Genomic DNA, 22,536 nt, shown 5'->3' on the forward strand with positions numbered 1-22,536 from the left:
TCCGTTGATGCAGGGATACGATTCAGTCGCCTTGCAGTCCGATCTGGAACTCGGCGGTACCGACCAGAAATTCAATTTGCTTGTAGGCCGGGAACTGCAAAAAGACTATGGGCAGGAGCCACAATGTATCTTGACCATGCCTTTGTTGGAAGGTTTAGACGGAATTGAAAAAATGTCTAAATCGAAGGGCAATTATGTAGGTATTACGGAGCCGCCGAACACCATGTTCGGCAAACTCATGAGCATTTCCGACGTCATGATGTGGCGTTATTACGAATTGTTATCCTTCCGTTCCCTGGCGGAAATCGCACAGTTCAAGAAAGAAGTTGAGGAGGGGCGCAACCCCCGCGATATCAAAGTCCTGCTCGGCCAGGAAATCGTTGCGCGCTTTCATTCCCGTCAGGCAGCGGAAGATGCGCTGGCTGATTTCAACAATCGCGCCAAGGGCGGCATTCCGGATGAAATTCCGGAAGTCACACTGACCGGAGCGCCGCTCGGCATCGGGCAACTGCTCAAGCAAGCCAATCTCTGTCCATCGACGTCCGAAGCGCTACGGATGGTGGAGCAGGGCGGGGTGCGGCTGGATGGCGCGGCCGTGACGGACAAGGGGCTGAAGGTTGATGCCGGAACCTTCGTACTCCAGGTCGGCAAACGCAAGTTCGCTCGTGTGACCCTGTCCTGAGCACGGCCGCATGATTGCGTTATTGCAGCGGGTGACGCAGGCTGGCGTCGTGGTCGATGACGTCACTGTCGGCGCGATCGGCCCCGGGCTGATGGTGCTGCTGTGCGCCGAGCGCGGCGATGGCGAGCGTGAGGCGGATGCCTTGCTGACGAAGTTGCTCTCTTACCGGGTTTTTGCGGATGATGCAGGCAAGATGAATCGCAGCATTACCGATGTGGCAGGCGGTCTGCTGCTGGTGCCGCAATTCACACTGGCTGCGGACACCCAATCCGGCACGCGCCCCTCCTTCACGCCGGCGGCAGCTCCGGACGAGGGGCGGCGACTGTTCGATTATGTTGTACAGCGGGCGCGGGCGAAGCTGGCGAAAGTCGAAACCGGCCAATTCGGCGCCCATATGCAAGTGTCGCTGGTCAACGATGGTCCGGTGACATTCTGGTTGCAGGTCAAGCCCCAACACTGAATCAGGGAACGGCAACGGAGCTTTGCACTCACAATGGCGTTCACTTTAGGTACCTAACAAAAAGGAGACTGGCATGAAGCTTTGGAGTGATTCGATCAAGGACGGCGCACCGATTGCGGGAGAATTCGCGTTCTGCGTCATCGACCCGGCCAACCATGTTGCAATGGCCCCGAACAGGAATCCGCATCTCGCCTGGAGCGACTTGCCGACAGGCACCAAATCGCTTGTGCTGATTTGCCATGATCCGGACGTGCCGTCGCGTGGCGACGATGTCAATCAAGAAGGTAAAACCGTACCGGCAGATCTGCCGCGTGTCGACTTCTTCCATTGGACCTTGATCGATCTTCCGAAAGATACGTCGTCCATCGCCGCCGGCGCGTTCTGTAACGGCGTTACACCACGCGGCAAGTCGGGTCCCGAAGTGTCCGGCATGGCAGGCTTGCGTCATGGCATCAATGACTACACCAGCTGGTTCGCCGGCGATGCCGATATGGCGGGCGATTATTTCGGCTATGACGGCCCTTGCCCCCCGTGGAATGATGCTTTGGTGCATCGGTATGTCTTCACGCTCTATGCGCTCGACGTCGACCGCGTGCCGGTAGATGGCAAATTCACTGGCCAGCAGGTGCGGGATGCGATCCAAGGTCATATTCTCGACCAGGCTGCCATCACCGGCCTCTACACCCTGAATCCAGCCGTCTCCGCATCCGGCAACCATCGCATGGAGTCCAAGTGACCGACATCGTACTGATCCGCCATGGGGAAACCGAGTGGAACGCCATAAAACGTCTGCAAGGTCATCTTGATATCGTATTGAACGCGGAAGGGCGGCGTCAGGCGGTAGCCCTGGGGCGGGCCCTATCGGCGGAGCGGTTTGATGCCATCTATTCGAGCGATCTGATGCGCGCCAGGCAAACGGCGGAACAGTTGGCGGCGGGCCGCGGCATGCCGGTGCATGTTGATCCCGGCCTGCGGGAACGCTGTTTCGGCGCGTTCGAGGGCATGCTGTATGCGGAGATCAGCGAACGCTATCCGCAGGCCTATGTGGACTGGAAGGCGCGCGATATCGATGCGCGCTTCCCGAATGGCGTGCATGTGACGGAGACGCTGCGTGAATTTTCCCAGCGTGCGGTGGACGCCATCATTCGCATCGCCAGCAGGCATCCGAAACAAAAAATTGCTCTGGTGACACACGGTGGTGTGCTTGAATGCGCATATCGGGCGGCGCAAGGCATTGGTTTCGAGCATGCCCGGGATTTCGACATCCTCAATGCGAGCGTTAATCGCTTTATCTGGGATGGCACTGCATTGCGTCTGGCGCAGTGGGGCGATGTCGCGCATCTTGAACAGCCTGATATGTCGGCCCTGGACGAAATCGACCGTTGAATTGAGACATGTCCGGATTGCAACCGAACGGGTGTGCAATCCAATGGCTGTTTCACCTGTTGATCAAGCTAAAATAGCGCTTTTTTCAGCCGCTCCTTCCTGTGCAAATCGGACCTCATTCTCTGCGCAACAATGTATTCGTCGCTCCCATGGCGGGCGTGACGGATCGTCCTTTTCGGCAACTGTGCAAGCAGCTCGGTGCCGGATATGCCGTCTCGGAGATGGCGGCGTCCGATCCTCGCTTATGGGCGAGCGAAAAGACGTCCCGCCGTATCAACCACGATGGCGAGATGGAGCCGAAGGCAGTGCAGATTGCCGGCGCCGATCCTGCCATGCTGGCGGATTGCGCGAAATTCAATGTCGACCGCGGTGCGCAAGTCATCGATATCAACATGGGCTGCCCGGTCAAGAAAGTCTGTCAAAGCTGGTGTGGCTCGGCATTGTTGCAGAACGAGACGCTGGTCGGCCGGATACTTGATGCGGTGGTGAATGCCGTGGACGTGCCGGTCACGCTCAAATTCCGAACCGGCTGGGATCGAGCCAACAAGAATGCACTGAATATCGCGCGGATGGCGCAGGCAAGTGGTATTGCCATGCTGACGCTGCATGGCCGTACCCGGGCGGATGGCTATGGCGGCGAGGCGGAATATGAAACCATTGCGGCGGTCAAAGCGGCAGTGTCGATTCCCGTCGTGGCCAACGGGGATATCACCAGCCCGGAAAAAGCGGCATTCGTTCTCCGGGCAACTGCTGCCGATGCGATCATGATCGGCCGCGCGGCGCAAGGCCGGCCATGGATATTCCGCGAAATCGATCATTTCCTGCGCACCGGTGAACAATTGGCGCCGCCGACGATCGATGAGGTGCGCACCTTGATGAACGAACATCTGCAGGCGCATTACGCCTTTTATGGCGAGTTCATGGGGTTGCGTACCGCGCGCAAGCACATCGGCTGGTATGTGCGCGACCTCGTCGGCGGCGAGGAATTCCGGCAGCGCATGAACCGTCTGGAAAGCTGCTCCGAACAGCTAGCTGCAGTCGATGCATTCTTTGAATCACAGTTGGCCTACGGCAAGCGGTTACAATACCGCCTTTCCGAAGAAAAGCTGGCCGCCTGAGCCTGATAAAAACTACTCGCCCCCACTGCAATGAGCAAAGACAACATCCAGGACGTCGTAAAGAAGAGTCTCGAAAAGTATTTCCGGGATCTGGGCGAGCAACAACCCTCGAATGTCTACGAAATGGTGGTATTCACCGTCGAAAAGCCGATACTCGAAGCGGTAATGGCGCGTGCCGACGGCAACCAGTCCCTGGCTGCCGAAATGCTCGGCATCAATCGCAATACCTTGCGCAAGAAACTGCAGCAGCACGGGCTGCTGTGATTTATAACGTAAAGGCAGCAAGGACGCTGCTTTTACGCTATCCATCACTTCCCGCGTCTTTGTCATGATCAAACAAGCCCTGATTTCCGTCTCCGATAAAACCGGCGTTCTCGAGTTCGCCCGCGCGCTGTCCGGCATGGGTGTCAATATTCTTTCCACCGGCGGCACCGCGAAACTGCTCGCCGATAACGGCATCCAGGTCACCGAAGTGGCCGACTACACCGGTTTCCCGGAAATGCTCGATGGCCGCGTCAAGACGCTGCATCCCAAGGTGCACGGCGGCATCCTCGCCAGGCGCGATTTTCCGGCGCATATGGCGGCACTGGAGCAGCACGGCATTCCGACCATCGACATGGTGGTCGTGAACCTGTATCCGTTCCAGCAGACCGTCGCCAAGGATCAATGCACGCTGGAAGACGCGATCGAGAATATCGATATCGGCGGACCGGCGATGCTGCGTTCCTCGGCCAAGAATCACAAGGACGTGGTGGTGCTGTGCGATCCGGCGGACTATGGCCGCGTGCTGGAAGAGCTGAAGTCGGGCGGCGGCGAAGTCGGTTACGACACCCGTTTTGCGCTGGCGAAGAAGGTTTTTGCGCACACCGCGCAGTACGATGGTGCGATCACCAATTACCTGAGTGCGCTGGGCGACGACAAATCGCATGCCACGCGCAGCGCCTACCCGCAAACCCTGAATCTGCACTTCGAAAAGGTGCAGGAAATGCGTTACGGCGAAAACCCGCATCAGTCCGCCGCTTTCTATCGCGACCTGGTTCCGGTCGACGGATCGCTCGCCAACTATAAGCAACTGCAGGGCAAGGAACTGTCCTACAACAACATCGCCGATGCGGATGCCGCCTGGGAATGCGTCAAAACATTCGATGAAACCGCCTGCGTCATTATCAAGCATGCAAATCCCTGCGGCGTGGCGATCGGCATGGATCCCCTCGATGCCTACACGAAGGCGTTCCAGACCGACCCGACATCCGCCTTCGGCGGCATCATTGCCTTTAACCATGAACTGGACGGCAAGGCGGCAGAAGCCGTTGCCAAGCAGTTCGTCGAGGTGTTGATCGCGCCGTCCTTCACCGAGGAAGCACGCCAGATATTCGCCGCCAAGCAGAACGTGCGGTTGCTGGAAATCCCGCTCGCCAAGGCCGTCAATGCCTATGACTTCAAGCGCGTCGGCGGCGGCCTGCTGCTGCAAGCGCCGGATGCGAAAAACGTGATGCCGGCCGAACTGAAGATCGTCAGCAAGAAGCAGCCGACGCCGCAACAGATGCAGGACCTGATGTTCGCGTGGCGCGTGGCGAAATTCGTCAAGTCGAATGCCATCGTCTTCTGCGGCGGCGGCATGACGCTCGGCGTCGGTGCGGGCCAGATGAGCCGGGTGGATTCGGCCCGCATCGCCTCGATCAAGGCGCAGAACGCCGGCCTGGCGCTGGCAGGTTCGGCGGTCGCGTCCGATGCCTTCTTCCCGTTCCGCGATGGTCTGGACGTGGTGGTGGATGCCGGCGCAACATGCGTGATCCAGCCGGGTGGGTCGATGCGCGATCAGGAAGTCATCGATGCGGCAGACGAGCGTGGCGTCGTCATGCTGTTGACCGGAACGCGACATTTCCGGCACTAAAACATAAGTATCATCAAGGGAAGGGTTGCCGCCGTCATATCCTCCGATATGATGGCAGCATCCAATCCGCATTGCTGCAACACAAATGAAAATCCTCGGCATCGACCCCGGTTTGCGTACCACCGGTTTCGGCATCATCGACAAGCAGGGCAACAAGCTCAGCTACATCGCCTCGGGCACCATCAAGACGCCGGATGCCGACCTGCCGCAACGCCTGAAAACCATTCTGGCCGGCGTATCGGAAATCATCGGGACTTATGCGCCGGATTGCGCCGCCATCGAGAAAGTCTTCGTCAACGTGAATCCCCAATCGACGCTGTTGCTGGGACAGGCGCGCGGCGCGGCGATTTGCGCACTGGTCAATGCCGATCTGCTGGTCGCGGAATACACCGCCTTGCAGATCAAACAGGCAGTGGTTGGTCAGGGCAAGGCGCAGAAGCAGCAGGTGCAGGACATGGTACAGCGACTGCTGCTGTTGTCCGGCATGCCCAGCACGGATGCAGCCGATGCGCTTGGCGTCGCCATTTGCCACGCACATAGCGGCGAAGTATTGACGGCACTCGGGGAACTGGCGCCGGGACTGGCGCGAAAAGGATTGCGGGTGCGGCGCGGGCGCCTGATCGGCTAGCCGGGGCAGTTTGCCGATTGAAGTCCGTTGCCAATCCCGAGGCTGAGCGTGGTGTCTATTGGTGCGATCGTTCCTCGTTCGGACCCTGGCGCACCTGTCCTTCAACTGCTCTAAATCTGCTTTTCCGCCTTGCGCGCCGCGATTTCGAAGCGGTTATGCCAGTAGGCGTCGCGTCCCCGGAGCGCGGCCCACGCGCTTGACGCCAGGTAGGCGAACGGGAAAAAGATGCCCCAGCGCGCCGCCTGGCGGACATGAGCCAGTTCATGGATGAGCACACGGGAGGACAATCCCTGGTGTTCCGCAATGACGACGTGGCCGATCGCCATCGCGGTCATTGCGCCGAATGGATGCCGGCTCAGCATCCAATCCGCGCAGGGCCCGCGAACCAAGAGTGCGATGGTCGGAATCCGAATCAGCTGAAATCTACCGCGCATCAGCACAATCGGCAGTGCCAATACCAAGCCGATGATTGTGAGCGGCAATGCCCATAAAACGCCCAGTGCCTGCCCAAGCCAGATGACAGGACGGGGTAGCGGGTTGGATTGAAAGAATATCAAGTCTCGTGGTCGCATAATCTTTTCTTCGATGCCGGACTGCATCCAAAAATCCATCTTCGGCGGCATTTTTTTCGTCATGCCGGCACAGCCTGATTCGCCCTGTCCGGACCTGTTTCGCCGGATGGGGCAGGAACTTGTTGTCCTGTATGATTCATCTAACTTCTCTATATAGTGCATCGTCATGATAGGTCGCCTGTCCGGAATACTTCTTGAAAAAAATCCACCCCAGTTGCTGGTCGACTGCAGCGGCGTCGGCTATGAGGTCGATGTGCCGATGAGCACGTTTTACAACCTGCCGGCGACCGGAGAAAAAATCGTTCTGCTGACCCATATGGCGGTGCGCGAGGATGCACATTTGCTGTACGGCTTCGGCACGGCGGAGGAACGTACTGTCTTTAGGCAACTGATCAAGATTTCCGGCGTGGGAGCCCGCACGGCCCTGGCGATTTTGTCCGGCATGTCGGTTCCCGACCTCGCGCAGGCCATCACCCTGCAGGAAGCTGGACGATTGACCAGGGTGCCAGGCATCGGCAAGAAAACCGCCGAACGGCTGTTGCTGGAACTGAAAGGCAAGCTCGGTGCCGATATTGGCGCCGTTGGCGGCGCCATGCAGCATGATGCGGGCGCCGATATTCTCAATGCATTGACGGCGCTCGGTTATTCAGACAAGGAAGCCCTGATGGCGATGAAGCAGGTGCCGGCCGGCGCCGGGGTGTCGGAAGGCATCAAGCTCGCGTTGAAGGCGCTGTCCAAGGGCTAGACGGCAAGAGTTATAGGCGGTTCCAGCATTGAAGGATTGCCATGTCGGCGCCATATATATGCTCTTGGCAGCTCTCTGTTAGCCGCTCCTCTGAAAGAATTCAATGAGTATCCAGACCGATAATCTGACCGAACAACGCATCATCGCCGCCACTCCGGTGTCGCCGAACGAAGAGGCGATCGAACGCGCGCTGCGCCCCAAGCAGCTCGATGAATATGTCGGGCAGGAAAAAATCCACAGCCAGCTCGAAATCTTCATTACCGCCGCCCGCCAGCGGCGCGAGGCGCTCGACCATACGCTGCTGTTCGGCCCGCCCGGACTCGGCAAGACCACGCTGGCGCACATCATCGCGCGGGAAATGGGCGTCAATCTGCGCCAGACGTCCGGGCCGGTGCTGGAGCGGGCCGGCGACCTGGCGGCGCTGCTGACCAACCTTGAAGCCAACGATGTTCTGTTCATCGACGAGATCCATCGCCTGTCGCCGGTCGTGGAGGAAATCCTGTACCCGGCGCTGGAGGACTACCAGATCGACATCATGATCGGGGAAGGGCCGGCGGCGCGGTCGGTGCGGCTCGACCTGCAGCCGTTTACCCTGGTGGGTGCGACCACCAGGGCCGGCATGCTGACTAATCCCTTGCGCGACCGTTTCGGCATCGTCGCCCGCCTCGAGTTCTATACGCCGCAGGAACTGGCGCGCATCATCACCCGCAGCGCTTCGTTGCTGAATGCGCCCATCGTCCCGGACGGTGCGATGGAAATCGCCAAGCGCAGTCGCGGCACGCCGCGTATCGCCAACCGCCTGCTGCGGCGCGTGCGCGATTATGCCGAGGTCAAGGGCACGGGCGAGATTACCAAGGCCATGGCGGATGCCGCGCTGGTGATGCTGGATGTCGACCCGGTCGGCTTCGATCTCATGGACCGCAAGCTGCTCGAAGCGGTGTTGTTCAAATTCAACGGCGGCCCGGTCGGGCTGGACAATCTGGCGGCGGCGATCGGCGAAGAACGCGACACGATCGAGGATGTGCTGGAACCTTATCTGATCCAGCAGGGTTTCCTGCAGCGCACCCCGCGCGGCCGGATTGCCACACCCAGCGCCTATTCCCATTTCGGCGTGACCGCGCCGCGCCAGAGCCCGACCGGCGACTTATGGGACCTGCCGCAGGCTTAGGCGCGCGAACGATGCGCATATGGGTCGATGCCGATGCCTGCCCGGCGGTCGTGAAGGAAATTCTGTTCCGCGCCGCCGAGCGCCTGCAGATCCAGGTGACGTTGGTGGCCAACAAGGCGTTGCGCACGCCGCCGTCGCGCTTCATCAGGGCAATGCAGGTGCCAGCCGGTTTCGATGTCGCCGATGCCGAGATCGTCCGACTGGTCTCGGAAGGCGACCTGGTGATTACCGCCGACATTCCGCTGGCCGCCGACGTGCTGAATAAAAATGGCCATGCCCTCAATCCGCGCGGCGAGTTGTATACCAAGGGCAATATTGGGCAGCATTTGAGCATGCGCGACATGATGGACCAGCTACGCAGCAGCGGTATCGATACTGGCGGTCCGGCCCCATTCAGCCAGGCGGACAGGCATGCCTTTGCTGCCGCGCTGGACCGTTTTCTCCAGCAGCATAAGCATTGAACCCCGTCGCGGATGGCTGGTCCGATGATCAAAATTGCCATCCGGGCAATGCGCGCTGCGGTGGTTCGTCGATTGCTACTCAGTAGAAATACCTATGCCTCGAATTTGACGATTCGGACCCTGCGCTTCCCCTATAATTGATTTTTTTAGCACGCTTGCACTTTTTTCGAAGGCAATGCACATGCCCAGGTCGCCGAGCCGAAGTCGCATCGACCGGCATCTGCCCTTGCCTTCCCTGTTGATTGCCCATCATGCTGATGTCCACCCAAGCCAACCGGTATGCGCTTCAACTGCTCGAAGCACGCGCCGATGTGAGGATGATCTCCCCGTTATCGGCACAGACCAAGCTGACGACGGAGGATGGCTACGATATCGTCAAGAGCACATACGACATCCGTACCGCCCAGGGCGAAGTGATGATCGGCCGCAAGATCGGCTTTGCCAACCGCAAGATTTGGGCGAAATACGGGGTCGAGGAACCGATCAGCACGCCGATCTGGACGCCGATGTTCGATTCGACGGTACGCTACACCAACGACAATCGCGGCATCCAGAGCCTGTTCGGCGCATTGCAGCCGCGCCTGGGACCGGAAGTTGTTTTCAAGCTCGGCACGACGCCGTCCCCCGATGCCACCATCGAAGAGTTGGCGGAATGCATCGAATGGATGGCGCATGCCTTCGAGATCGTGGTGTGCCCGTTCGAGGGATGGAAGTTCGAGATGGTGGATTCCATTGCCGCCTTCGGCCTGCATGGATCATTGATTGTCGGCGAGCCGAAAGTCCTGTCGTCCGCCACGCGCCGCAATCTCGACAGCATGCTGGCCTATTCCAGCCTGTCGCTCTCCTGCGGCGACGAACTGCGCTCGGCGGGTTTCGGCAGCGATGTACTCGGCAGTCCCTTGCAGGCGCTCTGGCATCTGCACGAGATGCTCAAGACCCAACCCCGGTTCGACAAGCTCAGTGCCGGTGAAATCATCACGACGGGCACTTGGACTGACGTCTGCCCGATCGCGCCCGGCGAAACCTGGACATCCGCATTTTCGGGCGTGTCGCTGCCGGGTCTGACCGTTTCCTTCGTATAACGTGAATGCGCCGGCCTCAGGCCGGCTGCCACGGACGTCGTTTTATTCCACTCGAATCCATGTTTGCGTGCGTCCCAGCATCGGCACGCCGACATATCCGCGAACATCGAGCTTCTTGCCGTTATCGATGACGGTCATCTTGCTTTTGTAAATCTTGCCGCTGGCCGGGTCGAGAATCTGTCCGCCGGAATATTCTTCGCCTTGCGCTTTCATCCCGGTGAGGATGGTCATGCCGATGATGGGCTGGTCCTTGCGGTCGCCTTCGCACAGCTCGCATTTCGGGTTCTGGTCCTCGCCTTGTGCGCGAAACAGCTTTTCTATCTTGCCGTTGAATTCGCCATTTCTCTCCGTGATTCGAATCAGCGCTTTCGGTTTGCCGGTTTCATCGTCGATACTGCGCCACAAACCCGCCGGCGTTGATTGTTGCGCCCAGGCAGCGGAACTGACGAGCGTCGCGGCGGCGAGCAAGATGGACATTGTTTTTGTACGCATTCGTTTTCCTTGCATCGTAAAAGGGCCCGGCCGGTTGTGCCGAGCGAGCCCTTAGTTTGCTATTGACACAATTTACGCCGCTTGCAGTTTCTCAAATTGCTCGCGCAGCTTGTCCAGCGTCGCGGTGAATCCGGCGAGGCGATCCTTCTCCAGCGCCACGACTTCCGGCTTGGCCCGGGCAACGAAGTTTTCATTGCCGAGTTTCGCATTGGCCTTGCCGATTTCTCCTTCGAGACGGGTGATTTCCTTCGACAGCCGTTCGCGCTCGGCGGCGACATCGATCTCGACCTTCAGCATCAGCTTCGCCGTGCCCACCACCGACACCGGCGCCGGCGATTCCGGCAGCTTGTCGAGCACCTGCACATCCGACAATTTCGCCAATGCCTGAAGGTACGGTGCAAAAGACTGCAAGCGTGCCTTGTCGTCGGTCTCCATCACCAGCGGCACGCGCTGTGCGGGCGAGAGCTGCATTTCGCCACGCAGGTTGCGGCAGGCATCGGTCAGCTGCTTGAGCTGCGCCATCCATGCCTCGGCTTCCTCGTCGATCTTGCCCATGTCCGGCCGCGGATATGGCTGGCGCATGATGGAGTCCCCGGCGGCGCCGAGCGTGCGGCCGGTCATCGGCGCCACCGTCTGCCACAGCTCCTCGGTGATGAACGGGATCACCGGATGCGCGAGGCGCAACACGGTTTCCAGGATGCGCAGCAGGGTGCGGCGGGTGGCGCGCTGCTGCGCTTCGGTGCCTTGCTGGATCTGCACCTTGGCGACTTCGACATACCAGTCGCAATATTCGTCCCAGATGAACTTGTAGATCGCCGATCCGATGTTGTCGAACCGGTAGTCCGCAAAGCCTTTTTCCACTTCCGCTTCGGTACGCTGCAGCAGCGACACGATCCAGCGGTCAGCCTGCGAGAAATCCCGTCCGCCTTCGACGCAACTGGCTTCATCGAAGCCGCAATCCTTGCCTTCGGTGTTCATCAGCACGAAGCGGGTGGCGTTCCACAGCTTGTTGCAGAAGTTGCGGTAGCCTTCGCAGCGGTTGAGGTCGAAATTGATGTTGCGGCCAAGCGATGCATAGCTGGCCATGGTGAAGCGCAGCGCGTCAGTGCCGTAGGCGACGATCCCCTCGGGGAATTCCTTGCGGGTGGACTTTTCGATCTTCGCCGCATCCTTCGGATTCATCAGGCCGGTGGTGCGCTTGGCAACCAGGGTGTCGATGTCGATGCCATCGATCAGGTCGATCGGATCAAGGGTATTGCCCTTGGATTTCGACATCTTCTGGCCATTGGCGTCGCGCACGAGGCCGTGCACATACACCGTTTCGAACGGTACCTTGCCGGTGAAATGGGTGGTCATCATCACCATGCGCGCCACCCAGAAGAAGATGATGTCGAAGCCTGTCACCAGCACCGACGACGGCAGGAAGGTCTTGTAGTCCGGCGTTTCTTCCGGCCAGCCGAGACTGGAGAAGGGTACCAAAGCCGACGAGAACCAGGTGTCGAGTACGTCGTTATCGCGGGTGATGGTCTTTCCACCGGCCTTCGCCCTTGCTTCCTCTTCGTTGCGGGCTACGTAGATATTGCCCTCGTCGTCATACCACGCCGGGATCTGGTGGCCCCACCAGAGCTGGCGAGAGATGCACCAGTCCTGGATGTTGTTCAGCCACTGGTTGTAGGTGGTGGTCCAGTTTTCCGGAATGAACTTGATCGAGCCGTCGGCGACCTTGCCAAGCGCGACCTCGGCGATGGATTTGCCGGGGAAATGCGTGCCTTCCGGGGCAGGCTTGCTCATCGCGACGAACCACTGGTCGGTCAGCATCGGCTCGATGACCGCATTCGTGCGGTCGCCGCGCGGCACCATCAGCTTGTGCGGCTTGGCCAATTCCAGCAAGCCCTGCGCTTCGAGGTCGGCGACGATCTGCTTGCGGGCATCATAGCGGTCCAGTCCCTGGTATTTTGCCGGACCGTTTTCATTGATCTTCGCATCCAGCGTCAAAATGCTGATCTGCGCCAGGTTGTGGCGCTGGCCGACCGCATAGTCGTTGAAGTCGTGCGCCGGCGTGATCTTCACGCAGCCGGTGCCGAATTCCTTGTCGACATACTCGTCGGCGATGACCGGAATCTCGCGATCGGTCAGCGGCAGCTTCAGCAGCTTGCCGACCAGGTGGGTATAACGCTCGTCGGTCGGATCGATCGCCACCGCCACGTCGCCGAGCATGGTTTCCGGGCGGGTGGTGGCAACCGTCAGGTGGCCGCTGCCGTCGGCGAGCGGATAGCGGATATGCCACATGAAGCCGTCTTCCTCTTCCGACACGACTTCGAGGTCCGACACCGCCGTCAACAGTTTCGGGTCCCAGTTCACCAGCCGCTTGCCGCGATAGATCAACCCCTGTTCATGCAGGCGCACGAACACCTCAGTGACCGCCTTGGACATCTTGTCGTCCATGGTGAAATACTCGCGGCTCCAGTCGGTCGATGCGCCCATGCGGCGCATCTGGCCGGTGATGGTCGAGCCGGATTTTTCTTTCCATTCCCATACTTTTTCAAGGAACTTCGCCCGTCCCAAATCATGGCGGGACACTTTCTGCGCATCGAGCTGACGCTCCACCACGATCTGGGTTGCGATACCTGCGTGGTCGGTGCCTGGGATCCAGGCGGTGTTGAAGCCGCGCATCCGGTGATAGCGCGTCAAACCGTCCATGATCGTCTGGTTGAACGCATGTCCCATGTGCAACGTGCCGGTGACATTGGGCGGCGGCAACTGGATGCTGAACGCAGGCTTGGAGGGATCGGTGGTGGCAGTGTAATAACCGCGCTGCTCCCACTCGGTACGCCAGCGTTTTTCAATATCGGCGGGCTCGAAAGACTTGGCTAATTCCATGATTTGACGTGTGTTTTTGCGAAACCGACGATTATAAGTCAGTGCCGCCCGATTCATGGGCGTATAATTCCGGCCAAGCCGCCCACGCGGCGCACGCTAGGGGTCCTGTCCGGAACATTGGGCGGGTGAGAAACACCCTCGAACCTGATCTGGATAATGCCAGCGAAGGGAAGCAACCGGAAAATCCTCTTTTCCGTCTCTCCTTCGCTCTTCGTTTGTTGAAAGCAAAGGAGCACCATGAACGCCACCCCCCAATTCCTCGCTGCCACCGCCAAGGTGGATGAGGCCGCTATCCAGCCGCTGCCGAACTCCCGCAAGATCTACGTCGAGGGCTCCCGTCCGGATATCCGCGTGCCAATGCGCGAGATCAGCCAGTCCGACACCCCGGCGTCATTCGGTGCCGAAAAGAATCCGCCGATCTATGTATATGACACGTCCGGACCTTACACGGACCCGGACGCGAAGATCGATATCCGTTCCGGCCTGCCGGCATTGCGCGCCGCATGGATCGCCGAGCGCGGCGACACCGAGGAATTGTCCGGCCCGACATCGCAATACGGCATCGAGCGCCTGAACGACCCGAAGCTGGCCGAGCTGCGTTTCAACCTGCATCGCAAGCCGCGCCGCGCGCTGCCGGGCAAAAACGTGTCGCAGATGCATTACGCCCGTCAAGGCATCATCACGCCGGAGATGGAATACATCGCCATCCGCGAAAACCTGCGCCGCAAGGAATACCTGGAAGGCCTGAAGGCATCCGGGCCGATGGGGCAGAAACTGGCCGACCTGATGGGCCGCCAGCATCCGGGGCAATCCTTCGGCGCCGCGATTCCGTCGGAGATCACGCCGGAATTCGTGCGCTCCGAGGTTGCCTGCGGCCGGGCGATCATCCCGATGAACATCAACCATCCGGAAATCGAGCCGATGATCATCGGCCGCAACTTCCTGGTGAAGATCAACGCCAACATCGGCAATTCCGCCGTGACTTCATCGATCGGCGAGGAAGTCGAAAAGATGACCTGGGCGATCCGCTGGGGCGGTGACACGGTGATGGACCTGTCGACCGGCAAGCACATCCATGAAACCCGCGAATGGATCATCCGCAATTCGCCGGTGCCGATCGGTACCGTGCCGATTTACCAGGCGCTGGAGAAGGTCAATGGCAAGGCCGAGGACCTCACCTGGGAAATCTTCCGCGACACGCTGATCGAGCAGGCGGAGCAGGGCGTCGATTACTTCACCATCCATGCCGGCGTGCGGCTGCAATACGTGCCGCTGACCGCGAAGCGCATGACCGGCATCGTCAGCCGCGGCGGGTCGATCATGGCGAAATGGTGCCTCGCGCATCACAAGGAATCCTTCCTGTACGAGCACTTCGAGGACATCTGCGACATCATGAAGGCCTATGACGTGTCCTTCTCCCTCGGCGACGGATTGCGTCCGGGTTCCATCTACGACGCCAACGACGAAGCGCAGCTCGGCGAACTGAAGACGCTCGGCGAGCTGACCCAGATCGCCTGGAAGCATGATGTCCAGGTAATGATCGAAGGTCCCGGCCATGTGCCGATGCACCTCATCAAGGAAAACATGGACCTGCAGCTGGAGCAGTGCCATGAAGCGCCGTTCTATACGCTGGGACCGTTGACCACCGACATCGCACCCGGCTACGACCACATCACCTCCGGCATCGGCGCCGCGATGATCGGCTGGTACGGCACCGCGATGCTGTGCTATGTGACGCCGAAGGAGCACCTCGGCCTGCCGAACAAGGACGATGTGAAGGAAGGCATCATTACCTACAAGCTGGCAGCGCATGCCGCCGATCTCGCCAAGGGACATCCCGGCGCGCAAATCCGCGACAATGCCCTGTCGAAAGCGCGTTTCGAGTTCCGCTGGGAGGACCAGTTCAACATCGGCCTCGACCCGGACAAGGCGCGTGAATTCCATGACGAGACATTGCCGAAGGACTCGGCCAAGGTCGCGCATTTCTGCTCGATGTGCGGGCCGCACTTCTGCTCGATGAAGATTACCCAGGACGTGCGCGACTATGCGGCTGCGCAGGGAATTTCGGACGAGCAGGCGCTGAAGAAGGGCATGGAAGTCAAGGCGGTTGAATTCGTCAAGAGCGGCGCCGAAATTTATCGCAAGCAGTGAGTGGCAGATGGAAATTGAATTGAACGGCGTGCCGCATCCGGTCGCGGATAACCTGAATGTACAGGACCTGATTGCATCGCTGGACCTGGCCGGCAAGTCGCTGGCAGTGGCGATCAATCGGGAAGTCGTGCCGAGGCAGATGTGGACGCAGCGGAAATTGCAGCCGAGCGACCGGGTGGATATCGTGCGGGCGATCGGTGGCGGTTGAGCCAACCTTTGTAAAATCCCCTCCCCCTTCAGGGGGAGGGTTAGGGTGGGGTAGTGAGGTTGAGCGACTGCATGCAATGGGTCGGCCTCACTACCCCCATCCCAACCGTCCCCTGACAGGGGGAAGGAGCCTAGCGGAGAAGTCTTATGAGTAATGTGCAAATCAAGCCACGCGATGACAATGGCCTCACCATCGCCGGCAAAACCTACCGCTCCCGCCTGCTAGTCGGCAGCGGCAAATACCGCGATCTCGAACAGACCCGCGAAGCCACCGAGGCGAGCGGCGCGGAGATCATCACCGTCGCCATCCGCCGGGTCAATATCGGCCAGGACCCGAACGCGCCGAGCCTGCTCGATGTGGTGCCGCCATCGCGTTACACCATCCTGCCCAATACGGCCGGCTGCTACAACGCGAAGGATGCGGTGTACACGCTGCAACTCGCGCGTGAACTGCTGAATGGCCACAAGCTGGTGAAACTCGAAGTGCTCGGGGACGAGAAGACGCTCTTCCCCAACATGCCGGAAACGCTGAAGGCAGCGGAGACGCTGGTGAAGGATGGCTTCGATGTCATGGTGTATTGCAGCGACGATCCGATTCAGGCGCGCATGCTGGAAGACATCGGTTGCGTCGCGGTGATGCCGCTGGCGTCGCTGATCGGTTCCGGCATGGGCATTCTTAATCCATGGAACCTGTCGCTGATCATCGAGCAGGCCAGGGTGCCGGTATTGGTCGATGCCGGCGTCGGCACCGCGTCCGATGCGGCGATCGCGATGGAACTAGGCTGCGACGGCGTGCTGATGAATACCGCGATTGCCGGTGCCCGCGATCCGGTGCGCATGGCGCGCGCGATGAAGCTGGCGGTGGAAGCCGGCCGCGAAGCTTACCTGGCCGGACGCATTCCAAAGCGATTCATGGCGTCGCCATCGTCGCCGATGGATGGCCGGCCTGTGTAACGCAGCAACGAATCTAACCAAGGAAAACGCATGAGAGGCCTGTATATCGTCACGCCCGACTGGGACGATACCCGCAAGTTGCTGGACGTGACCGAGGCTGCGCTGAAAGGCGGCGCGGCGCTGGTGCAATATCGGCACAAGACGGCGGACGCTGCACAGCGCCGCGAGCAGGCAGGGGCGCTGCTGGCGCTCTGCCGGCGCTACGGAAAGCCGCTGATCATCAACGACCATGTGGCGCTTGCGATCGAACTGGATGCGGACGGCATCCACGTCGGCGGCACCGACAGCGCGGTGGCGGAAGTACGTGCCGCCGTTGGCCCGGACCGGATCGTCGGCGCGTCCTGCTATGGAAGCATCGAGCTCGCCCATGACGCAGCAGGTGCAGGAGCGAGCTATATTGCCTTCGGCGGTTTCTATCCGTCGCGGGTGAAGAAATACGAAGTGACGACCTCGCCGGACATCATCGTCCAGGCGGGGCGTGAAATCGATCTGCCGAACGTGGTGATCGGCGGCATGACGGTAGAGAATTCGGCGCCGCTGGTGGCGCGGGGTGCGGACATGGTGGCGGTCATCAGCAGTGTGTATCTGGCGCCGGACCCGGAAGCCGCCACACGTGAATTCGCCGACTTGTTCATGCAATAAAGCCAATGGCATGCCTGTCATGCATGGCTGTCAATGCACAGGCCGAAATACAGGCTGGTGGAGAGTTTTGCGCCGAATGAAAGGCCTCGCCCGGCTATAATCGATGGATGCAAAATCTCCTCCACAATCTCAATCCCGAGCAACTTGCCGCAGTCACCCTCCCGCCCCAGCCGGCGCTGATTCTGGCCGGCGCGGGCTCGGGCAAAACCCGCGTACTCACCACCCGCATCGCCTGGCTCATCCAGACCGGCCAGGTATCTCCCGCCGGCGTGCTGGCCGTTACCTTCACCAACAAGGCGGCGAAGGAAATGATGACGCGCTTGTCGGCAATGCTGCCGATCAACACCCGCGGGATGTGGATCGGCACCTTCCACGGCTTGTGCAACCGCTTGTTGCGCGCGCATTACCGCGATGCCGCCTTGCCGCAGACATTCCAGATTCTCGATTCGCAGGACCAGCTCTCGGCGATCAAGCGCCTGCTGAAGTCGATGAATATCGATGATGAAAAATATCCGCCGCGCAACCTGATGTACTTCATCAATAACGCGAAGGACCAAGGGCTACGGGCCAAGGATGTGGAGGCGCACGACGATTTCAACCGCAAGTTCGTCGAACTCTACGAACTGTACGACAACCAGTGCCAGCGCGAAGGCGTGGTGGATTTCGCCGAACTGCTGCTGCGTACCTACGAACTGCTAAGCCGCAATCAGCCGCTGCGCGAGCATTACCAGTCGCGTTTCCGGCATATCCTGGTGGACGAGTTCCAGGACACCAACAACCTCCAATACAACTGGCTGAAGCTGATGGCCGGACAGGACAATGCGGTCTTCGCCGTCGGTGACGACGACCAGAGCATCTACGCATTCCGCGGCGCCAATGTCGGCAACATGGCGGCCTTCGAGCGCGAGTTCCGCGTCCAGAACCTGATCAAGCTGGAACAGAATTACCGCTCGCACGGCCATATTCTCGATACCGCCAATACGCTGATCGCAAACAACAGCAAGCGCCTCGGCAAGAACCTCCGCACCGATGCCGGACACGGCGAGCCGGTGCGCATCTACGAGGCGAGCAGCGATCTGCAGGAGGCGCAGTGGATCATTGAAGAAGCGAAAAGCCTGATCGGCGAGGGCGCGCTGCGCAGCGAGATCGCGGTGCTTTATCGTTCCAATGCGCAGTCGCGGGTGATCGAGCACGCGCTGTTCACCGCCGGGATTCCGTATCGGGTGTATGGCGGGCAGCGCTATTTCGAACGTGCAGAGATCAAGCACGCGATTGCGTATCTGCAATTGATGGACAATCCGCACAATGATTCGGCCTTTCTGCGGGTGGTGAATTTCCCGACCCGCGGCATCGGCGCCCGTTCGATCGAGCAATTGCAGGACGCCGCGCGCCAATATGGCATTTCGCTGTATGCCGCCGTTCCTTATGTCGCGGGCAAGGCTGGCTCATCGCTGGGCGCTTTCGTCAAGCTGATCGAAGGCATGCGCTTTGACACGCAGAACATGCCGTTGCAGGAGCTGGTGCAGGTCATGCTCGACATGAGCGGTCTGATCACCCACTACCAGACCGAAAAGGAAGGCGCGGACCGCATCGAAAACCTTGAACAGCTGATCAGCGCCGCGATGCTGTTCGTGTCCGAAGAAGGCTTCGGCATCGACGCACCGGCCTTCCTCGGCCCGAAGAGCGAGGCCAGCGCCGGCCCGGCGCTCGTGACCGAGGACGGGGTGGAGATCCTGGATGCCGATGCGCCGCTGACAACGGTGATGTCGCCGCTCTCGGCCTTTCTCGCGCATGCTTCGCTGGAGGCCGGCGACAACCAGGCGCAGGCCGGGCAGGATGCGATGCAGTTGATGACGGTGCATTCCGCCAAGGGGCTTGAGTTCGACGCCGTGTTCATCACCGGACTGGAAGAGGGCCTGTTCCCCCATGAGAACAGCGCACAGGAAGACGGCGGCGTGGAAGAGGAGCGGCGGCTGATGTATGTCGCGATCACGCGCGCGAAGAAGCGCCTGTACATGAGCTTCTCGCAGACCCGCATGCTGCATGGTCAGACCCGCTACAACATGAAATCGCGCTTCTTCGACGAGTTGCCGGAAGCTGCGCTGAAGTGGCTGTCGCCGAAGGTTCAGCATCAGTGGTACGGCACCAGGAAGACAGCCTGGGACGATGCACCCGAAATCGGGGCGAATACGATCGCGCAGAACTTCAACAGCAAAAAGGATGTGGGTTGGCGCATCGGCGAAACCGTGGCGCATCCGAAGTTCGGGGAAGGCGTCATCGTCAACATCGAGGGCGGCGGCGCAAGCTCGCGCGCGCACATCAATTTCGGCCGTCACGGCATGAAGCTGCTCGACCTGACGATTGCGAAACTGGAGCGGGTCGCGCCGCGGCTTTAACCTGGATATGTCACCAGAGCGGCCCTTAATTTGACTGGAGGGCGCATGTTTACCCGGTTTGCGGCTTGCTGCAGTCAGATCCAGTTTGTACCAATAGCCTATGCGGGCGCTGGCGTGCGATTTGCGGCCATTTTGTGTTTCCGCTCCGCGCCAATAGACCAGCTCTTGGCTTGTCGCGGAGTCGTAAACTGCCTCGCGACTCGCGCGCCATCACTCCGCGTCCTGATGAAATATCCAGGTCAAGCCGGCGGCAGCGCGGCCGCCGGTGCGGTGCCGTGCGGCCTGCCGAAGATATGGGTATAGGTCGGATAGAAGGAGCAGTACATCACGACCGTCATGATCAGTGACAGCGGAAACAGCACCAGCATGACGGTCGACCGGCCGAGCAGCAGGCCGATGATGCTGCTGACGATGGACGGCAGAAGGACGCCGATCAGTATCCAGGCGGCGGCGTAGACAAAAAATGCCTTGCCGGCACGCTTCACCGCGAAGAAGCTGTAGAAGATCGCCTTGAAGACATCCATCTTCTGCCACATGATCAGGGGCGCGGCATACCAGAATGCCATCGCGGCAGGCGTGTAGATGATGGCCGCGACGATCATCGCCAGCGACATGTTGGAGCCGCGCACGGTCTGCGGATCCAGCGTCGCCTGCCCGGTCATGATCTGCCAGAACACGCCGCCATCGACCAGCGCCGATGCCGCGATCGCCACAAGTGCGGCCACGATATAGAGCACGCCGAGCTGCACCAGCTTCATGAAGGCCGGCGAGCGGAATCCGGTCAGCAACAGGCTGGGATACACCTTCTTGCCTACCTCGATCTGCACGCATGCCTGCATGAATGCCATTGAAAACACCGGTACCAGCAGGATGGGAAGAATCTGCCCGAGCAGCGGCACGATGCCGACGGCAAACATCAGGAATACGTAGCTCAGAAACAGTGTCGATGTCTCGAACGGCTGTTTGCGAAACAGCGCGAATCCCTCCTTGAGCCAAAGCCATCCAAGGCCGGCAGGCACTTTTCCCATATCAGTACAGCTCCGGTATCTGGTTATCGATGCGCCGGCGCAGGATGCGTTCAAAATGACCCGGATCATGCGGCGTCAGCATTTCCGCTTCGCGCGGCAAATGGAAATCATACAGCCGGGAGAGCCAGAAGCGCAGGGCGCCGGCGCGCAGCATCGGTTGCCAGGAGGTCTTTTCCGCCGCATTGAATGGCCGTACGGCATGGTAGGCGTCCAGCATGGCACGGGTACGGACGATATCGAGCTCGCCGCTGTCGAGATCGATGCACCAGTCATTGACGGTAACGGCGACGTCGAACAGCCAGGTGTCGCAGCCGGCGAAATAGAAGTCGAAGAATCCGGTCAGGCGTTCGCCATCGAACATCACGTTGTTGCGGAACAGGTCGGCATGGATAGGACCGCTCGGCAACGACTTGTAGGTATCGGATGCGGCAAAGCTTTCCTGCTTCAGCATTTCGGCATGCAACAACTGCCGTGCGTCTTCCGGCAGGTAGGGCAGCACCACCGGCGTTGTTGTCCTCCACCAATCGATGCCGCGAAGATTGGGCTGGCGGATCGCGAAGTCTTGCGCGGCCAGGTGCATTCTTGCCAGCATGCCGCCGACCGCGGCGCAATGCACCGGCCTCGGCGCCATCTGCGACGTGCCTTCCAGCTTTGTCACGATGCATGCCGGCTTGCCATGCAGTGCATGCAGGATTTCGCCCTTGTGGTTCGCGACCGGTGCGGGAACGAGCACGTCCCGCTCGGCGAGATGCCGCATCAGGTGCAGATAAAACGGCAACTGTTCGAAGCCAAGCTGCTCGAAGATCGTCAGGACGTATTCGCCACTCTCGGTGTAGATAAAGAAATTGCTGTTTTCAATGCCGGACGAGATCCCCTTGATGCCAAGCGGTTTGCCGACGGGGAATTGCGGGAGCCATTGTGTGAGGTCGTCCAGACTGACCGGGGTGAAAACTGCCATGTGATTATGAAAGATTAGTCAATGAAAACGGAAATGCGCCTGGGCGCCTTAATTGCCGCCTGATGATGGGGGCGGCGGAGGCACCGGTGCAGGAGCGATCGCCGCATTCGGTTGCCGCGCGCCGCCGAAGTCAAATTGCAAAACATTCCACTGCGGACCGCGCAGCCTGTTGCTTTCGGTATCGCCGGGCAGCGTGGTGCCGATCGGCGAATTCGGTTTCAGATGATAGGTGCTGCCGCGGCTATTGACGGTGATGTCGGTCACGATGCCGCCGCGAATCCGCTTCTCGGTGGTCGTGACGGCCTCGCGCGGCTGGCGCGCAACAGGCGCGGCGGCAGTCTCCTCGCCTTCGGGCAGGGTTTCAAGCTGGGGCGGCTGTGCCGGCGCTTGCGGAGCCTGTTGTGCGATGGCGGACAGAGGAATGGCGCAGAGGGCAAGCCATGCTGCGGAAAGGTGCCGAACGGGGAATGTGCGCATGATGATCTGCCAAGAGTATGGGAAGCCTCGATAGCGGCTTGCTGGCCACCATGAAACATTTTAGCAAACCGTTCTATAACTGCCGGAGAATTCGCGATACCACAGGGTAACGCATGGCCGGCATCAAACGGGCGCACGGCCGGGCGCTGTCGTAA

23 protein-coding genes are annotated in these 22,536 nt (G+C 60.1%); 17 read left to right on the forward strand and 6 right to left on the reverse strand.

Annotated elements, in window-relative coordinates:
* The 8 genes from tyrS to ruvC form a co-directional block, all read left to right on the forward strand.
* The coding region (tyrS, locus tag VGU61_RS22440; RefSeq protein WP_326861540.1) for a tyrosine--tRNA ligase at positions 1-682 on the forward strand (682 nt) is incomplete at its 5' end.
* 10 nt (positions 683-692) lie between these two features.
* On the forward strand, positions 693-1,142 hold the full coding sequence (gene dtd, locus VGU61_RS22445; RefSeq protein ID WP_326861541.1) for a D-aminoacyl-tRNA deacylase: 450 nt from the start codon (positions 693-695) through the stop codon (positions 1,140-1,142).
* 73 nt (positions 1,143-1,215) lie between these two features.
* Positions 1,216-1,878: a YbhB/YbcL family Raf kinase inhibitor-like protein gene (locus VGU61_RS22450; protein ID WP_326861542.1), complete on the forward strand. Its 663-nt coding sequence runs from the start codon at positions 1,216-1,218 to the stop codon at positions 1,876-1,878.
* Positions 1,875-2,528, forward strand: coding sequence for a histidine phosphatase family protein (locus VGU61_RS22455; protein ID WP_326861543.1), 654 nt, complete (start codon positions 1,875-1,877; stop codon positions 2,526-2,528). Before VGU61_RS22450 ends, VGU61_RS22455 begins: the two co-directional genes overlap by 4 nt.
* 101 nt (positions 2,529-2,629) lie before the next feature.
* Positions 2,630-3,646 (forward strand): tRNA dihydrouridine synthase DusB, encoded by a 1,017-nt coding sequence (gene dusB, locus VGU61_RS22460; protein ID WP_326861544.1) that lies wholly within the window; start codon positions 2,630-2,632, stop codon positions 3,644-3,646.
* A gap of 30 nt (positions 3,647-3,676) precedes the next feature.
* A complete protein-coding gene (locus tag VGU61_RS22465; RefSeq protein WP_324901771.1) occupies positions 3,677-3,910 on the forward strand; it encodes a Fis family transcriptional regulator in 234 nt (77 codons plus the stop codon).
* Positions 3,911-3,974: 64 nt separating this feature from the next.
* On the forward strand, positions 3,975-5,540 hold the full coding sequence (purH, locus tag VGU61_RS22470) for a bifunctional phosphoribosylaminoimidazolecarboxamide formyltransferase/IMP cyclohydrolase (RefSeq protein WP_326861545.1): 1,566 nt from the start codon (positions 3,975-3,977) through the stop codon (positions 5,538-5,540).
* Positions 5,541-5,625: 85 nt separating this feature from the next.
* Positions 5,626-6,168 (forward strand): crossover junction endodeoxyribonuclease RuvC, encoded by a 543-nt coding sequence (gene ruvC / locus VGU61_RS22475; RefSeq protein ID WP_326861546.1) that lies wholly within the window; start codon positions 5,626-5,628, stop codon positions 6,166-6,168.
* A 110-nt stretch (positions 6,169-6,278) separates the two neighbouring features.
* Here the strand turns inward: ruvC and VGU61_RS22480 are convergent, their stop codons facing one another.
* Entirely contained in the window at positions 6,279-6,803 is a 525-nt protein-coding gene (locus VGU61_RS22480) for a hypothetical protein (protein WP_326861547.1), read from the reverse strand.
* A gap of 103 nt (positions 6,804-6,906) precedes the next feature.
* Between VGU61_RS22480 and ruvA the strand changes: the two genes are divergently transcribed.
* The 4 genes from ruvA (at position 6,907) to VGU61_RS22500 (ending at position 10,196) form a co-directional block, all read left to right on the forward strand.
* Positions 6,907-7,485 carry a Holliday junction branch migration protein RuvA gene (gene ruvA / locus VGU61_RS22485; protein ID WP_326861548.1) on the forward strand — a complete coding sequence of 193 codons (579 nt, stop codon included), beginning with the start codon at positions 6,907-6,909 and terminating at the stop codon, positions 7,483-7,485.
* Between the two features lie 103 nt (positions 7,486-7,588).
* The gene (gene ruvB / locus VGU61_RS22490; protein ID WP_326861549.1) at positions 7,589-8,653 is read left to right on the forward strand and encodes a Holliday junction branch migration DNA helicase RuvB; all 1,065 of its coding nucleotides are present in this window, start codon (positions 7,589-7,591) and stop codon (positions 8,651-8,653) included.
* An 11-nt stretch (positions 8,654-8,664) separates the two neighbouring features.
* The gene (locus tag VGU61_RS22495) at positions 8,665-9,114 is read left to right on the forward strand and encodes a YaiI/YqxD family protein (protein WP_326861550.1); all 450 of its coding nucleotides are present in this window, start codon (positions 8,665-8,667) and stop codon (positions 9,112-9,114) included.
* A 251-nt stretch (positions 9,115-9,365) separates the two neighbouring features.
* Complete coding sequence (locus tag VGU61_RS22500; protein ID WP_326861551.1) at positions 9,366-10,196, forward strand: 4-oxalocrotonate decarboxylase; 831 nt, start codon at positions 9,366-9,368, stop codon at positions 10,194-10,196.
* Positions 10,197-10,238: 42 nt separating this feature from the next.
* Here VGU61_RS22500 and VGU61_RS22505 read toward each other — a convergent pair whose 3' ends face one another.
* Both VGU61_RS22505 and VGU61_RS22510 read right to left on the reverse strand, forming a co-directional pair.
* Entirely contained in the window at positions 10,239-10,688 is a 450-nt protein-coding gene (locus VGU61_RS22505) for a DUF2147 domain-containing protein (RefSeq protein ID WP_326861552.1), read from the reverse strand.
* A 72-nt stretch (positions 10,689-10,760) separates the two neighbouring features.
* A complete protein-coding gene (locus VGU61_RS22510; RefSeq protein WP_326861553.1) occupies positions 10,761-13,568 on the reverse strand; it encodes a valine--tRNA ligase in 2,808 nt (935 codons plus the stop codon).
* Positions 13,569-13,805: 237 nt separating this feature from the next.
* Between VGU61_RS22510 and thiC the strand changes: the two genes are divergently transcribed.
* The 5 genes from thiC (at position 13,806) to VGU61_RS22535 (ending at position 19,918) form a co-directional block, all read left to right on the forward strand.
* Positions 13,806-15,719, forward strand: a complete 1,914-nt coding sequence (gene thiC / locus VGU61_RS22515) for a phosphomethylpyrimidine synthase ThiC (RefSeq protein WP_326861554.1) — start codon at positions 13,806-13,808, stop codon at positions 15,717-15,719.
* 7 nt (positions 15,720-15,726) lie between these two features.
* Positions 15,727-15,927: a sulfur carrier protein ThiS gene (thiS, locus tag VGU61_RS22520; protein WP_326861555.1), complete on the forward strand. Its 201-nt coding sequence runs from the start codon at positions 15,727-15,729 to the stop codon at positions 15,925-15,927.
* A 146-nt stretch (positions 15,928-16,073) separates the two neighbouring features.
* Positions 16,074-16,880, forward strand: a complete 807-nt coding sequence (locus VGU61_RS22525; protein ID WP_326861556.1) for a thiazole synthase — start codon at positions 16,074-16,076, stop codon at positions 16,878-16,880.
* A 30-nt stretch (positions 16,881-16,910) separates the two neighbouring features.
* On the forward strand, positions 16,911-17,522 hold the full coding sequence (gene thiE / locus VGU61_RS22530; RefSeq protein ID WP_326861557.1) for a thiamine phosphate synthase: 612 nt from the start codon (positions 16,911-16,913) through the stop codon (positions 17,520-17,522).
* Between the two features lie 107 nt (positions 17,523-17,629).
* Positions 17,630-19,918: a UvrD-helicase domain-containing protein gene (locus VGU61_RS22535; protein WP_326861558.1), complete on the forward strand. Its 2,289-nt coding sequence runs from the start codon at positions 17,630-17,632 to the stop codon at positions 19,916-19,918.
* Positions 19,919-20,157: 239 nt separating this feature from the next.
* Here VGU61_RS22535 and VGU61_RS22540 read toward each other — a convergent pair whose 3' ends face one another.
* From VGU61_RS22540 to VGU61_RS22550, 3 genes are read right to left on the reverse strand one after another with little or no spacing between them, the layout of a single operon-like run.
* Positions 20,158-20,946: a BPSS1780 family membrane protein gene (locus VGU61_RS22540; RefSeq protein ID WP_326861559.1), complete on the reverse strand. Its 789-nt coding sequence runs from the start codon at positions 20,944-20,946 to the stop codon at positions 20,158-20,160.
* 1 nt (position 20,947) lies between these two features.
* On the reverse strand, positions 20,948-21,904 hold the full coding sequence (locus VGU61_RS22545; protein WP_326861560.1) for a homoserine kinase: 957 nt from the start codon (positions 21,902-21,904) through the stop codon (positions 20,948-20,950).
* Positions 21,905-21,952: 48 nt separating this feature from the next.
* Positions 21,953-22,381 carry a hypothetical protein gene (locus tag VGU61_RS22550; protein WP_326861561.1) on the reverse strand — a complete coding sequence of 143 codons (429 nt, stop codon included), beginning with the start codon at positions 22,379-22,381 and terminating at the stop codon, positions 21,953-21,955.
* Positions 22,382-22,536: the final 155 nt, after the last annotated feature.

The organism is Noviherbaspirillum sp., assembly GCF_035944575.1.
GTDB lineage: Bacteria > Pseudomonadota > Gammaproteobacteria > Burkholderiales > Burkholderiaceae_D > Noviherbaspirillum.